The 13,064-nt window shown below is 72.1% G+C and carries 17 protein-coding genes; 4 read left to right on the forward strand and 13 right to left on the reverse strand.

Annotated elements, in window-relative coordinates; all coding sequences use genetic code 11:
* Nucleotides 1-825, reverse strand: a complete 825-nt coding sequence (locus tag GCL84_RS25425; RefSeq protein WP_235926689.1) for an alpha/beta fold hydrolase — start codon at nt 823-825, stop codon at nt 1-3.
* A gap of 15 nt (nt 826-840) precedes the next feature.
* Nucleotides 841-2,043 carry a L,D-transpeptidase gene (locus GCL84_RS25430; RefSeq protein ID WP_156758066.1) on the reverse strand — a complete coding sequence of 401 codons (1,203 nt, stop codon included), beginning with the start codon at nt 2,041-2,043 and terminating at the stop codon, nt 841-843.
* Nucleotides 2,044-2,160: 117 nt separating this feature from the next.
* Here GCL84_RS25430 and GCL84_RS25435 point away from each other — a divergent pair, with 117 nt between their 5' ends.
* Nucleotides 2,161-2,895 (forward strand): SDR family NAD(P)-dependent oxidoreductase, encoded by a 735-nt coding sequence (locus GCL84_RS25435; protein ID WP_156758067.1) that lies wholly within the window; start codon nt 2,161-2,163, stop codon nt 2,893-2,895.
* 49 nt (nt 2,896-2,944) lie between these two features.
* Here GCL84_RS25435 and GCL84_RS25440 read toward each other — a convergent pair whose 3' ends face one another.
* Genes GCL84_RS25440 through GCL84_RS25450 form a run of 3 tightly spaced genes read right to left on the reverse strand, consistent with a single transcriptional unit; the run spans nt 2,945 to nt 5,063 of the window.
* The gene (locus tag GCL84_RS25440) at nt 2,945-3,682 is read right to left on the reverse strand and encodes a MerR family transcriptional regulator (RefSeq protein WP_156758068.1); all 738 of its coding nucleotides are present in this window, start codon (nt 3,680-3,682) and stop codon (nt 2,945-2,947) included.
* A 59-nt stretch (nt 3,683-3,741) separates the two neighbouring features.
* Nucleotides 3,742-4,557, reverse strand: a complete 816-nt coding sequence (locus tag GCL84_RS25445; protein ID WP_156758069.1) for a class I SAM-dependent methyltransferase — start codon at nt 4,555-4,557, stop codon at nt 3,742-3,744.
* Nucleotides 4,558-4,562: 5 nt separating this feature from the next.
* Nucleotides 4,563-5,063, reverse strand: coding sequence for a DUF2505 domain-containing protein (locus GCL84_RS25450; RefSeq protein ID WP_156758070.1), 501 nt, complete (start codon nt 5,061-5,063; stop codon nt 4,563-4,565).
* Between the two features lie 25 nt (nt 5,064-5,088).
* Here GCL84_RS25450 and GCL84_RS25455 point away from each other — a divergent pair, with 25 nt between their 5' ends.
* Entirely contained in the window at nt 5,089-6,204 is a 1,116-nt protein-coding gene (locus GCL84_RS25455; protein WP_235926692.1) for a UDP-N-acetylmuramate dehydrogenase, read from the forward strand.
* Nucleotides 6,205-6,525: 321 nt separating this feature from the next.
* A complete protein-coding gene (gene purU, locus GCL84_RS25460; protein ID WP_156758072.1) occupies nt 6,526-7,398 on the forward strand; it encodes a formyltetrahydrofolate deformylase in 873 nt (290 codons plus the stop codon).
* 181 nt (nt 7,399-7,579) lie between these two features.
* Here the strand turns inward: purU and GCL84_RS25465 are convergent, their stop codons facing one another.
* The 8 genes from GCL84_RS25465 to GCL84_RS25500 all read right to left on the reverse strand — a co-directional run bounded on the left by GCL84_RS25465 (nt 7,580) and on the right by GCL84_RS25500 (nt 12,208).
* Nucleotides 7,580-8,020 (reverse strand): SRPBCC family protein, encoded by a 441-nt coding sequence (locus tag GCL84_RS25465; RefSeq protein WP_156758073.1) that lies wholly within the window; start codon nt 8,018-8,020, stop codon nt 7,580-7,582.
* 122 nt (nt 8,021-8,142) lie between these two features.
* Nucleotides 8,143-8,832, reverse strand: a complete 690-nt coding sequence (locus GCL84_RS25470) for a response regulator (protein WP_156758074.1) — start codon at nt 8,830-8,832, stop codon at nt 8,143-8,145.
* A gap of 97 nt (nt 8,833-8,929) precedes the next feature.
* Nucleotides 8,930-9,478, reverse strand: a complete 549-nt coding sequence (locus GCL84_RS25475) for a YbaK/EbsC family protein (protein ID WP_156758075.1) — start codon at nt 9,476-9,478, stop codon at nt 8,930-8,932.
* Between the two features lie 25 nt (nt 9,479-9,503).
* The gene (locus GCL84_RS25480; protein ID WP_156758076.1) at nt 9,504-9,797 is read right to left on the reverse strand and encodes a DUF2516 family protein; all 294 of its coding nucleotides are present in this window, start codon (nt 9,795-9,797) and stop codon (nt 9,504-9,506) included.
* Between the two features lie 89 nt (nt 9,798-9,886).
* Nucleotides 9,887-10,516, reverse strand: coding sequence for a hypothetical protein (locus GCL84_RS25485; RefSeq protein WP_156758077.1), 630 nt, complete (start codon nt 10,514-10,516; stop codon nt 9,887-9,889).
* A gap of 4 nt (nt 10,517-10,520) precedes the next feature.
* Nucleotides 10,521-10,988 carry a helix-turn-helix domain-containing protein gene (locus GCL84_RS25490; RefSeq protein WP_197523498.1) on the reverse strand — a complete coding sequence of 156 codons (468 nt, stop codon included), beginning with the start codon at nt 10,986-10,988 and terminating at the stop codon, nt 10,521-10,523.
* Between the two features lie 125 nt (nt 10,989-11,113).
* Nucleotides 11,114-11,743: an AAA family ATPase gene (locus tag GCL84_RS25495; RefSeq protein ID WP_156758078.1), complete on the reverse strand. Its 630-nt coding sequence runs from the start codon at nt 11,741-11,743 to the stop codon at nt 11,114-11,116.
* Nucleotides 11,744-11,767: 24 nt separating this feature from the next.
* Nucleotides 11,768-12,208: a TFIIB-type zinc ribbon-containing protein gene (locus GCL84_RS25500; protein WP_156758123.1), complete on the reverse strand. Its 441-nt coding sequence runs from the start codon at nt 12,206-12,208 to the stop codon at nt 11,768-11,770.
* 91 nt (nt 12,209-12,299) lie between these two features.
* Here GCL84_RS25500 and GCL84_RS25505 point away from each other — a divergent pair, with 91 nt between their 5' ends.
* Nucleotides 12,300-13,010 carry a phytanoyl-CoA dioxygenase family protein gene (locus tag GCL84_RS25505; RefSeq protein WP_197523499.1) on the forward strand — a complete coding sequence of 237 codons (711 nt, stop codon included), beginning with the start codon at nt 12,300-12,302 and terminating at the stop codon, nt 13,008-13,010.
* Nucleotides 13,011-13,064: the final 54 nt, after the last annotated feature.

Raw genomic sequence — 13,064 nt, forward strand, 5'->3', positions numbered from 1 at the left:
TCACTCCTTCCGACCACCCGCGAGCGCGCGGACCAGGTCGGTGAAGAGGTCGGCACGCTCGGTGAAGGGCTGGTGCCCCACTCCGGGTAACCAACGCGCTACCGCCCCCGGAATCTTCCCGGCCGCGTACTCCGCGGCGGCCGGGGCGACGACGGCGTCAGCCGTGCCGTGCACGACCACCGCCGGTTTGCGAACTTTGTCCAGGACCTGCGCGCTGTCCACGGTGCGGGCGAACAGCGCGCGGCGCACGGCGGGCGCGACGGCCAGGGCCGCGCCGACCCGCCGTTGCACGTCCGGTCCGGGGGCGGGCTCGGCGGTCATGCCCTCGACCAGCGCGACCAGGGCGGGGATGGCCAGGGCCGGGTCCTCGTCGAGGACGGCGGGCAGCGCCGCGCGCATCGCCTCGCCGACGGTCCCGCCCGGCCTGCCCCGGCCGATCTCGGTGAGCGCGCCGACCAGGACCAGGCCCGCCAGCCGGTCGTCGCCGTGTTCGCGCAGGTAGTCGGTGAGGACCAGGCCGCCGTAGGACCAGCCGACGACGGTGGCGGGCCGCTCGTTCAGCGCCAGGACGGCGGCCAGGTCCCCGGCCCAGGCGGCGCTGTCGCCGTACCCGGACCCGGGGTCCTCGGATGCGCCGTGGCCGCGCAGTTCGGGCGCCAGGACGTGGAAGTCCGCGGCCAGGGCGCGCGCCTGCCCGTCCCACACCGCGCCGGACTGCGCCCAGCCGTGCACCAGCACCACCGGCGGGTTGGCCGGGTCGCCGGACTCGCGCACGGCGATCCGGGTCCCGTCGTGGCCGGTGACCAGCCTCACTACCCCTGCCACGGTCCAGCCCCCGCCTCAGCTCAGCGCCGACATGCTCTGCCACTGGCTCCACGGGATCAGCCAGTCGTAGACGTCGGAGGTGGTCGGCATGTCCGCCTTGGAGCCGGTGACCTCGACCGGGTCGCCGATCAGCGCGGAGTCGAAGTAGGCCTTGGCGTCGGCCTCGAGCAGGTTGACGCAGCCGTGCGAGGTGTTGGCCTTGCCGATGTTGGCGGCGTTCTCGTTGTTCTCGTGGATGAACTCGCCGTGGTTGGAGAACCGCACGGCCCACTTCTTCTTGACGTTGGTGTAGCCGTAGCGCGGGTTGGAGAAGTCCCCGACCTCCTCCTTGGCCATGACGATCATGGTGCCGTTGGGGGTGTTGAGGTTCGGGTCGTCGTCGCGGCCGTTGCTGGCCGGGTAGCTGGTGAACAGCTTGCCGTCGCGGTAGACGTCCATCCTGTGGTCGGGGGTGTTGATCTTGACGACCTGGTTGCGGCCGATGGTGAACTCGGTGCTCAAGTCGGCCTTGCCGTAGGCGCCGCCGCCGTAGGCCACGCCGTAGAGGTCGGCGTTGACGGTGACCTCGACCCCCTCGGGCCAGTACTCCTTGGGCCGCCAGTCGACCTGCTGGGCGTTGAGCCAGGCCCAGGACCCCTCGACCGGCGCCGAGGTGGTGACCTTGAGCGCCTTCTCCACCGCGGCCTTGTCGGCGACCCCGCCCTCGGGGAACTTCACGCTGATCGGCATGGCCACGCCGACGTTGGCGCCGTCGGTCGGGTTGATCGTGGCGCGCGGGGTGGAGCCGGGCTTGAGCGTGGTGAACGAGCCCTTGAGCTCGACCTTCTTGCCGTCGGACCCGGTGGCGGAGGCGTCGTAGCTGTAGGTCTTGGCGTAGCCGAGGACCTCGCCGGAGGTCCAGGTCAGCTTGTCCGCCGCCACCTCGCCCTTGACCGCTTTGCCGTCGGCGTTGGTCAACTCGACCTCGTCGATGGCGCCGTTGGCCACGGTGATGGTCACCGGCTCGCCCGGCGGCACCTCGGTGGCGTCGTCGGCGGGCGTGGCCGTCAGCTTCGCCAGCGGCGGCGCCTCGCTGGTCCGCTCGGCGGGCGCGGACGTCCCGGACTCGCCGGAGCTGCACGACGCCAGCACCAGCAGGGCCGAGACCAACCCTCCCACCAGCGCGGATGTTCTGGTCTTCACGGCCGTCGACGGCACGGGTGACCTCCAAGTCCTCATGTGTGTCTCCCTGTTCGGGAGACGTCCCAGGCGGCCGGGCGTGGGGCCGAACTGGTGTGACAGTTGTCATAAGCCCCTGGTTGGGGGCGGCTGTGCCCAACGGGGATCATCGGATTCGTGGACAAGCGCGTTGCAGTAGTGACCGGGGCCAGCGCGGGGATCGGCGCCGCGACCGCCACCGCCCTCGCCGGCGCGGGCTTCGAGGTCGTGCTCGGCGCCCGCAGGCTGGACCGCCTCCGGCGGGTCGCCGACTCCGTCGGCGGACGGGCCCTCGAGCTCGACGTTACCTCCCAGGAGTCGGTCGACGCCTTCTCCGCCGCCCTGGGCCGGGTCGACGTGCTGGTGAACAACGCGGGCGGCGCCCTGGGCCTCGACCGCGTCGACGAGGCCGACCTGGACCGCTGGCGCTGGATGTTCGAGGCCAACGTCCTGGGCACCCTGCGGATGACCAAGGCCCTGCTCCCGGCGCTGCTCGAGTCCGGCGACGGCCACGTGGTCACGATCACGTCCATCGCCGCGGTCGAGGTCTACGACGGCGGCGCGGGCTACACCGCCGCCAAGCACGCCCAGTCCGCACTGCACCGCACCCTGCGCGGCGAGCTGCTCGGCGAGCCGGTCCGCTTCACCGAGGTCCTCCCCGGCATGGTCGAGACCGAGTTCTCGCTCACCCGGTTCGACGGCGACACCGCCCGCGCCGAGGCCGTGTACCAGGGCATCGACCCGCTGACGGCCGCGGACGTCGCCGAGGTGGTCGCCTTCGCGGTCACCCGCCCCGCGCACGTGAACCTCGACCAGATCGTCATGAAGCCCCGCGCCCAGGCCTCCGCCACGCGGGCCCACCGCGAGAAGTAGCACCCGGACAACCCCGGACCCCTCGCGGGGCCCGGGGTTCGGTGTCCGGTTAGTCCAGGTTGGCGTCGGCGTAGACCTTCATCGCCGTCCGGAGGTACTCCGCCAGCCGCACGTCGGTCTTGTCGAAGTTGGCCCGGAAGCGCGGGTCGTCCGCGTAGAGGTCCGCCAGGCCCTTGTAGGACTCGCGGTTGGGCGTCCAGTGCCCGCTGAGCCACTCGTGGTGGCCCGCGACGGTCTCCTGCACGGCCGGGTCCTCCGGCGCGCGCCCGGCGTCGATGTGGGCGACGAAGGCCAGCACGGCCCGGCCCCACTGCTCGCCCTTCTCCTTGCTCCAGGTGTTCCTGACCCTGTCCACGGCGGCGTCGCCCCACCGCTGCCGCGCCTCCTGCTCCAACTCCTTCTGCTTGGCCGTGTCGATCATGCCCTCGAACCAGTGGTCGACGTTGCTCATGGTCTTTCCCCTCTGCACATCGGCGATGGTGCGGGAGACGGTGTGGGCGAGGCGGTCGAAGCGGTCCCGCTCGGCGAGCAGGTGCTCGTGGTGGGCGCGCAAGGCGACCACCGCGTCCTGCTGGTCGTCGACGATGGCCGCGATGGCGTCCAGGCCGAGGCCCAGCTCGCGCAGCACGAGGACGCGTTGCAGGCGCAACATCTCGTTCTGCTCGTAGTAGCGGTAACCGTTGGCACCCACGTACGCAGGCGGCAGCAGGCCGATATCGTCGTAGTGGCGCAGCGTGCGCGAGGTCACCCCCGCCATCCGCGCGACCTGCTGGATCGACCAGGCCACCGCTCCCACCTCCCGTTTCCCTGTCCTCAACCACGCTAGAAGTTGACGCGACGAGAAGGTCAAGCCGAAGGCGCGACCGATTCCCAGGGGAGCGTGACCTCGCCCAGCCGCCACCGGCGCCGGGTGTCGAGCACGGGCCACGACGCCGACAGCAGCCGCACGGCCTCCACCCAGCGAGCGCGGGGGCCGAAGGGGGAGAACGGGGCGGCGGTGTCCCAGCAGGCGTCCAGGGCGGTCAGCAGGTCGTGCACGCGCTCGCCGGGCACGTTGCGGTGGATGAGCGCCTTGGGCAGCCGCTCGGCCAGGTCAGAAGGTCGTTCGAGGTCGGCGGGCTTGCAGGCCAGGGTGAACGTCAGGGGGCCGGAGGCGTCCAGCAGGACCCAGGAGCAGCGGCGGCCGATCTCGTCGCAGGTGCCCTCGACCAGCAGGCCGCCCGGCGCCAGCCGGGCCAGCATCGCCGCCCAGGAGCGCGCGGACTCCTCCTCCGGGTACTGGCGCAGGACGTTGAACGCGCGCACCAGCGCGGGCCGCGCGCCCGCCAGCTCGAACCCGCCCCGCCGGAAGTCCAGCAGCGGGGGGTCGGCCGAGGGCAGCGCGGCGGCCACCCGCTCCGGGTCGATCTCCAGGCCCAGCACCCGCACGTCCGGGCGCACCGCGCGCAGCCGGGCGGCCAGCTCGACCGTGGTGACCGGGGTGGCGCCGTAGCCGAGGTCGACGACCAGCGGGACCTCCCCGGCCAGCAGCACCGACCGGGTGGCGGGCCAGGCGGCCAGCCAGCGGTCGACCCGGCGCAGCCGGTTGGGGTTGGTCGTGCCCCGGGTGGGGGCGCCCAGCGCCCTGGCCCGGCCCGCGGCCAGCCTCGGGGTCTTGGCCACCGCGCTCAGGCGTGCTTCGCCAGCCAGGCCGCGGTGAACTCGGCCTCGGCGGCGAGCAGCTTGCCGACCTGCTCGGCGATCGTCTTCTCGATCTTGCCGCCGACCAGCGGGACCCGGACGGTCACCTCGCCGCTGGTCGTCCACGTGCTGCCCGCACCGGAGTCGACCAGGGCGAACACGCCCTTGACCGAACCGGGGACACCGGTGACCGCCGCGGTGGTGTCGCCCGCGAAGCCGGTGGCGGCGGGCCACCAGGTCTCGGTGCGCTCGACGTCCAGGTCGCCCTTGATCAGCGCGCGGGCGGCCGAGGGCAGCTTGTCCGCGGGCACGCCCTGGCGGAGGGTGAACGAGACGCGCCCGGTTCCCGAGGTGTAGTCGAGCAACCGCGCGCCGGTGCCGCCCAGCTCCTTGAGGCGGGCGTCCAGAAAGGCCTTGTCGACGAAGGCCGCGTGCACCGCCTTCGCGGGGGCGGTGAACTCGGCGCGGTGCTCGATGCGGCTGGGCATGGGCCGGAGGTTACCGTTTGTGCCCGTGACGAGCCTCCCCCTCGGCGACCGACCGCGCTCCGACGTCCCGCTCAGCGGGTACACGACCCTGCGCCTGGGCGGTCCAGCCAGCGCGTTCGCCACCGCGACCACATCGGACGAGGTGGTCGAGGCCGTGCGCGCCGCCGACGCCGCCGACGCCCGGCTGCTGGTCCTCGGCGGCGGGTCCAACCTGGTCATCGGCGACGCCGGGTTCGACGGCACGGTGGTGCACCTGGCCAACCGCGGCACCAGGGTCGAACCGGACGACGACGGCCGGGTGCTGCTGACCGTCGAGGCGGGCGAGGACTGGGACCAGGTCGTGGCGGGCGCGGTCGAGGCCGGGCTGGGCGGCATCGAGTGCCTGTCCGGCATCCCCGGCCTGGTCGGCGCGACCCCGGTGCAGAACGTGGGCGCCTACGGCGTCGAGATCAGCCAGGTGCTGCAATCGGTCGACATCTACGACCGCACGACCGGCGAGGTCCGCACCCTGACCGCCGACGAGCTGGGCCTGGGCTACCGGACCAGCGTGCTCAAGGGCACCGACCGGGCCGTGGTGCTGCGGGCGACCTTCGCCCTGTCCGACGACGGCAGGTCGATGCCGGTGCGCTACACCGAGCTGGCCAGGGCGCTCGGCGTGCGCCAGGACGAGCGCGTGCCGGTGGCCGACGCCCGCGCCGCGGTGCTGGAACTGCGCCGGGGCAAGGGAATGGTGCTCGACCCGACCGACCACGACACGTGGAGCGCGGGCTCGTTCTTCACCAACCCGATCGTCCCCGACGAGAACGCCGAAGCGGTCATGACCCGCATCACCGACACCGTGGGCCCGGACGTCACCGTCCCGCGCTACCCAGCAGGCCCCGGCGCGACAAAGCTCTCCGCCGCCTGGCTGATCGAACGAGCCGGCTTCACCAAGGGCTTCACCATCCCCCCCGGCACAGCCGCCCTCTCCAGCAAACACACCCTCGCCCTCACCAACCGAGGCACCGCCACCACAACAGACCTGCTGGCCCTGGCCACAACGATCCGCACCGGCGTGGACAAAACCTTCGGCGTGGCCCTGCACCCCGAGCCCGTGCTGATCAACTGCACCCTCGACACCCCCACCCCCAGCACTCCCTAGCCCCCCACACCACCCGACCCAACACCACCCGACCCAACACCCCACCCACCCACCCAAGGCCCCCCCAAATCTCACCGGGCAACCACTCCCCCCAAGCCCTGTCAGTCCCCGGCCTGGACCCACTCCTGGCCGCACTTAACTCTGGGGAGCCGGTGTCAAGGGTGGGCGAAGCCCATCGGCGAAGCCGACGCGAAGCGCCCTTGACACCGGCTCCCCAGAGTTAAACAATCCGCGGCCCCAAAGGACAGGCTCCCCAACCCACGCCCGCAGCCCCCGCCCCACACACCATCGTGGACAACGCCCGAGTGTGACAATCAGCGCGTGCCCACCACCGAACGCCGCTACGTGATCCGCCTGGCCTGCCCCGACCGCACCGGCATCGTCGCCACGATCGCCAGCTTCCTGGCCGAACTGGGCGGCTCCATCGTCGAGGCCGCCTACCACACAGACCGGGAGACCAACTGGTTCTTCACCCGCCAGGAAGTGCTCGCGGACTCGCTCACCTTCGGCGTGGACGAGCTGCGCGCCCGCTTCGGCGCGGTGGCCACCCGGCTCAGCGCCCAGTCCGACTGGGCGGTGATCGACACCGGCGTGCCGCGCCGGGTGGTGATCCTGGTGTCCAAAGAGGGCCATTGCCTCTACGACCTGCTCGGCCGCGTGCACAGCGGGGAGCTGGACGTGGACGTTCGCGCGGTCGTGGGCAACCACGCCGACCTCGCGCCGATCACCCGCGCGCACGGCATCCCGTTCCACCACGTGCCGTTCCCGGTCGACACCGAGGGCAAGGCGGCGGCGTTCGCGCAGTTGCGCCAGCTCGTCGACGCGGCCGCCCCGGACGCGGTGGTGCTGGCCAGGTTCATGCAGGTGCTGCCGCCCGAGGTGTGCGCGGCGTGGGCGGGGCGCGCGCTCAACATCCACCACAGCTTCCTGCCCTCGTTCATCGGCGCGCGCCCGTACCACCAGGCGCACCGGCGCGGGGTGAAGCTGATCGGGGCGACCTGCCACTACGTCACCGCCGAGCTGGACGCGGGCCCGATCGTCGAGCAGGACGTGATCCGGGTCGACCACCGCGACCCGGTGGCCGCGATGGTCCGCAAGGGACGCGACATCGAGAAGGTCGTGCTGGCGCGCGGGCTGCGCGCACACCTGGAAGGCCGAATCCTCGTGCACGGCAACAAGACCGTGGTGCTCTGACGAGCCGACCGCCCGCTTATTCGGTTGCCCCCGGTGGCGCGCGCGGGGGAGAGTATTGCTCATGATCACTGGGGAGTTCGCGACCAACAACGGAAAGGTGCCGCCCGACGACCGGGAGTGGGCGGCCTGATACGACGCCGCCCCGGAGCCCGCTCGGCTCCGGGGCGGCATTTCACACCTCTCAGGCGTTGAGGTGCTTGGCCAGGTTGGACAGCAGCTCGTCGTGGATGCGGCGCAGCCCGGCGGGGGCGAAGGTGCGCTCGAAGAAGCCGCCGACGCCGTTGGCGCCCTCCCAGGTGGTGGCGATGCGCACCGAGGCGGCGTCGGCGGAGCCGTCAACGGTCCAGGTGGTGACGAGGGTGGAGTTGCGGTCGGCCTCGACGAGGGTGCCCGGCTGCGGCTCGGAGACCTCGAGCAGGCAGTCGCGCACCCGCTTCTTGGTGGCCTGCAGCTTCCAGTGCACGACGGTGCCCGCGCCGGTGCCGCCTTCGCGGACCTCGTACTCGGAGTAGTTCTCGGGGAGGATCTTGCTGCGGACGCCCGTGTAGTCGGCGACAGCGGCGCGGACGGTGTCCACGGGGGCGGCGAAACTGCGCGCGGTGACTGCCTGGACCTGGTTCATATCCGAGGAGGTTACCGATACGGCGAGGATGGCCTTCACGACACGGCTCGGCCTGTGGGGTGAGATAGGTCTGTTCGGGGGCCTGCGTGTGCTGGGTGGGTGTGGGAGTGCCTTTGGGTGGGCTAGTCCAGTAGGCCCGCGCGTTGGGCCAGCACAGCGGCGGTGACTCGGTTGGCGCAGCCGGTGGTGGCCAGGATCTCGGAGACGTAGCCGCGCACCGTGGAATCCGAGAGCCGCAGGTCGGCGGCGATCTCGTTGTTGCTCTTGCCCAGGCCGACGAGTTTGAGGACGTCGAGCAGTCTGGTGGAGAGCTTGGCGATCTCGCTGGTGGCGCCGATCCGGTCGAGGTGGTGCGAGGCCAGGTGGCCCATGAGGTTCTGGGTGAGTGAGGGGTCCAGCACGGCGCCGCCCTTGGCGGCGATGCGCACCGCTCGGACCAGTTCGGCGGGGTCGACGTGCTTGAGCAGGAAACCGCGGGCGCCCAGGTTCAGCGCGGTGGCCACGGCCTCGTCGGCGTGGAAGGTGGTGAGCACGACGACGGCGGGCGCGGTGGGCAGCCTGCGCAGCTCGCGCAGCGCGCCGAGGCCGTCCATCCTCGGCATCCGCAGGTCCAGCAGCAGCACGTCGAGGTCGGCGGTCCGGACCAGCTCCAGCGCCTCGGCCCCGTCCGCGCCCTCGGCCACCACGGTCACGTCCGGCGCGGACGCGAGGATCTTGCCGACGAGGGCCCTCGCCATGGCCTCGTCGTCGACGACCCCGACCCGGATCGTGCTCCGAGCGGTGTCCCTGTCGGCTTCGACCTGCGTCGTCATGACCCGCCCTTCCCGCGGCCCGGCACGTGCGATCACAGCAAATGGGACCCGAACCGCCGGGTCGGGGACAACCGACGAAGGTAGGTTCCCGCCGATCTCACCCGACCGGACGGCCCAATCCCTCGATCACCTCGGCCGAGGACAACCCGACCAGCAGGTCACCGGGCACCAGCAGCTTGCTGCCCCGGACACCGCTGCCGATCACCAACTCCGGAGCGTCGGCGACGGCCTGGTCGATCAGCAGCGGCCACCCCGCGGGCAGCCCGATCGGGGTAATGCCCCCGTACTCCATGTGACTGTCGGCGGTCGCCCGGTCCATCGGCGCGAAAGAGGCCTTGCGCACACCCAGGTGCCGCCGGGCGATGCCGTTGACGTCGGCCCGGGCCGTGGCGAGCACGACGCAGGCGGCCATCGTCTCCACCTCGCCCCGCTTGCCGAGGATCACCACGCAGTTCGCGGAGGCGGACAGCGGGGAGCCGTAGTGCGCGCAGAAGGCGGCCGTGTCGGCGAGGTCGGGATCGATCTCGGCGACGCCGACGCGTTCGGCCGCGACGGCTCGGAGCGCCGTGGCGACGGGTTCGGCGACCAGGTCGAGCCGGTCGAGGACGGGTGAGACGGTCAGGCTGCCCGCGATGGTCCATGTCACCCGGCGAGGGTAGCGCCGGGGCGTCCTACCAGCGCTGACCGCGTTGGACGTCGATGAGCTTGGGGCGCACGTCGACGATGTAGACCAGCGCGGCGACCAGGGCGGCCATCCAGAACAGCCACGGCAGGCCCGCCACGACGACCAGGAGCAGCCCCGCGGCGGCGGCGCCGGTGACGCCCAGCCAGAAGGGCTTGGTGCGGCGGTCGGCGGCCGCGTAGGCGTCCGGCCGTTGCAGCAGCGCGTGCACGAAGGCGAAGACGCCGACGGGGACGGACGCCCAGAAGATGAACAGCAGGATCCAGGAGGCGAGGAGCGGCACACCCCAAGCCTACGGGTGCACCGAACACCTCCACCACACGCGACGGCCCCCTGACCAGGGTCAGGGGGCCGTCAACTGGGCAAACGCGGTCACTTGGCCGAGGTGGGCTTCGCGGCGGGCTTGCGGGTGGTCGAGCGCTCCGGGGTCTTCGACGCCGGGGCGGTCTTGTTGGCCGCGCGGCGGGAGGTGCTGCGCACCTCGTGCGCGACCTCGCCACCGGTCTCGACGATCTCCTCGGCCAGGTCCTCGGCGAAGCCCTCGGCGGCGCGCGCGGTCTTCTCGCCCACCGAGCGGGTCTGGCGGGTGATCCTGGCCAGCAGGTCGTCCGCGGCGGCGCGGGCGTCGCCCGCGGCGTCGCCGAGGCGGGCCTGGGCGGCCTCGAGGGTCTCCTCAAGCTGCTTGACCTGGGGCTGCTTGCGCAGCTCGACCAGGGCGTCGACGCCGTGCTCGGTCAGCTTGCCGTAGAGCGACAGGGCGGCGGAGGTGTAGTCGTCGAGCAGCTTGCGCAGCTCCGCCGGGTCCAGCCGCTCGCGCAGCCCCGCGACCTCGCCGGGCAGCTCCTCGACGACGTTGCGGGTGGCCTCGGCGCGCTCGCGGGCCTTGCCGAACGCGTCGGCGACGGCCTTGGCGGCGAGGTCGCCCGCGCCGAGGACGGCCAGCAGCGGGGCGGGCAGCTTGTCGGCGTCCTGCTTGGCCTTGGCGGTGTCGGTGGTGGCCATGTCGTCACTCCTCACTCTTGGGGTCCCGTTTCACATAATCCACATCGGACCCCTCCGGTGTGGACTGTCGGATTGCGTTGTTCTCGCGCCGGAACGACTCGTAGACGTCCATCAGCACCTGCTTCTGGCGCTCGGTCAGCTCCGGGTCGGCGCGCACGGCGTCGGGCACCGGGCCCCCGACGGGGACGTCGAGGATGCCCGCCTGCACGTACAGCGCCTCGGCCGAGATCCGCAGCCCCTTGGCGATCTGCTGCAGGATCTCCGCGCTCGGCTTGCGCAGGCCTCGTTCGATCTGGCTCAGGTAGGGGTTGGAGACACCTGCGAGCTTGGAGAGCTGGCGCAAGGAGATCTTGGCGGTGTTGCGTTGCGCCTTGATGTACTCGCCGATGTCGCGACCCAGGTCGGCGACCTTGTCGATGGGGCTGACATCGGGTTCGGACTCGCTCACCCGGGGTTCCTCTCCTCCTGACATGTTCCACGGTACGCCCAAGTGCTAGCTACTGCAAGCGGAGTGCTTGCAAGAACGGATCCGTTGCTGGGGCGGCGGTGGGTGCGCGCGCTGCATCAAGAGCGAAAACGGGGCGGGTGGTGGTGGGGTTACAGGCGGTCGAGGATCCAGCGGGCCACTTCCGCCGTTGTCTGCTCGGGGGTGGCGCGTGAGGTGTCCAGGAGGGTCATGGGGGCGTCGGTGGTGGTGGTGGTGGCGTTGGCCTTGATCCAGGCGTTGTAGGCGAGCATGTCGGCGATCCGGCGGTCGTCGGACCACTCGCGCCAGGCGGGGCGGGCGCGGAGGCGGGTGGTGAGGACGTCGTCGTCGGCTACCAGGGCGAGGTAGTGGATCTCGCCGAAGAGGGTGCGTTCGGGGCGGCGTTCGAACTGCGGGGGCGCGACGGTGCCGCAGAGCACGGCGGGGCGGCCGGACTGGTTGAGCATCGCCAGCAGGCGCAGCCAGGTCTGGCGGAAGGCGGCGAAGTCGTCGTGCGGGTCGCGCAGGGCGCCGACCCACAGCACGTCCTGTTCCAGCACGATGGCGCGATCGCCGAGCAGGGGGCCCAGGCGGCGGCACACGGTCGACTTGCCGGTGCCGCTCGGGCCGGTCAGGGCGAACACCGGGAGCCTGCGGTAGGGCTCCCGGTGCCCGCACAGCGCGCAGACGAGTTCGGCGGCGGCGCTGTCGCCCTCGACCAGCGGGGTGTCGGCCCACTCACCGCAGGCCGGGCAGATCATCGGGTTCACAGTCGGACGAGGGGTTCAGTCGAAGAGGTCCTCGAGGAAGCTCTTGCGACGCTTCTTGTGGCCGTAGCCGCCGTGGTGGCCGTAGCCGGGGGGCGAGTCGCGGTAGCCGCCCGCGTGGCCGTACCCCGGGGGTGAGTCCCGGTAACCGGGGGGCGAGTCCCGGTAGCCGCGGGGCGGCTGTGGCGGGTAGGGGACGCCCGCGGGCGGGTAGGCGCCCGCAGGCGGGTAAGCCCCCGCGGGCGGGCCCGGCTGGTACGACGGCGGCGGGGCGGCGGCGTGGTAGCGCTTCTCGGCGGCGGCCATCTGCTCGAGCTCCCCGTGGTCGAGGAAGATGCCCTTGCAGCCGTGGCACTGCTCGATGTGCACGCCCTGGCGCTCGACCGTCTGCATCACGTTCTGACACTTCGGACAAATCACGGGACCAGGGTACGCAGGTCGGGCCCCCGGTGGCGGCATCTCCTCCATGTCGGCGCCCGAGTGCGCGGTTCCACGTCCTCATCAGGTGAACGCGGTGGCGCCCAGCCGGGCCCTGGACTACACCGGAGGCGTGCATGATGTCCTCCTCGAACTGGGGGTCCGCTCCGACCTGCTGCAACCCCAGCAGCTCGTGGACCTCGACGAACTGGGTTTCTGCCGGTTCGACGCGTTCCTGCGCCCGGCCCAGGTCGGCTCGGCGCTGGCCGAGGTCGAGCGGCTGCTGCCCGCCGCGACCGGGCAGAGCGCGACGCTGCACCTCAAGAGCCTGCTGGCGGCCGGTCCGGTGTTCGACGCGCTGTGGCTGCGGCCCGGCCTGCTGGCCGCGGTGCGCCACCTGCTCGGCCCGGAGTTCCGCGTCGACGAGGTGCGCTACCGGGCTGGCGCGCCCGAGCACGGCGGCCAGGCGCTGCGCGCCAACAGCGTCGACGGGTCGGGCCCGGGGCGCTGGCAGGAGTGCACGGCGATCGTCGCCCTGGCCGACTTCACCGAGGACAACGGCTCGACGCGGGTCGTGCCCGGCTCGCACCTGGACTACGCGTTCGTCGCCCCCGAGGGCCACGAGCCCCACCCCGAGGAGACCCGGCTGGTGGGCGAGGCGGGCACGGCGTGGCTGTTCAACTCGCACCTGTGGCACTCGGGCGCCCGCAACGACCCCACCGACGTCCGGCACGCGGTGCTGATCGGCTTCCACCGCCGGGGCGCGGGCACGACCCTGTTCGACGACCGGCCCGCCGACGCGGCCATCGAGCGCCTCGGCTCAGCCGCGTACCTGCTCATGTGAACGGGGGAGCCCCCGGGAAGCGGCCCCGACACCGCTCCCCGGGGTGTCCCCCCG

Source organism: Actinokineospora pegani (assembly GCF_009745975.1).
Lineage (GTDB): Bacteria > Actinomycetota > Actinomycetes > Mycobacteriales > Pseudonocardiaceae > Actinokineospora > Actinokineospora pegani.

Bases quoted from the DNA above. Each gene is read 5' to 3' on its own strand.
- GCL84_RS25500 (WP_156758123.1), bottom strand. From the start codon at position 12,208: ATGCCGCCACCGGGGGCCCGACCTGCGTACCCTGGTCCCGTGATTTGT.
- GCL84_RS25430 (WP_156758066.1), bottom strand. From the start codon at position 2,043: ATGAGGACTTGGAGGTCACCCGTGCCGTCGACGGCCGTGAAGACCAGA.
- GCL84_RS25470 (WP_156758074.1), bottom strand. From the start codon at position 8,832: ATGACGACGCAGGTCGAAGCCGACAGGGACACCGCTCGGAGCACGATC.
- GCL84_RS25485 (WP_156758077.1), bottom strand. From the start codon at position 10,516: ATGGCCACCACCGACACCGCCAAGGCCAAGCAGGACGCCGACAAGCTG.
- GCL84_RS25490 (WP_197523498.1), bottom strand. From the start codon at position 10,988: ATGTCAGGAGGAGAGGAACCCCGGGTGAGCGAGTCCGAACCCGATGTC.
- GCL84_RS25465 (WP_156758073.1), bottom strand. From the start codon at position 8,020: ATGAACCAGGTCCAGGCAGTCACCGCGCGCAGTTTCGCCGCCCCCGTG.
- GCL84_RS25450 (WP_156758070.1), bottom strand. From the start codon at position 5,063: ATGCCCAGCCGCATCGAGCACCGCGCCGAGTTCACCGCCCCCGCGAAG.
- GCL84_RS25495 (WP_156758078.1), bottom strand. From the start codon at position 11,743: ATGATCTGCCCGGCCTGCGGTGAGTGGGCCGACACCCCGCTGGTCGAG.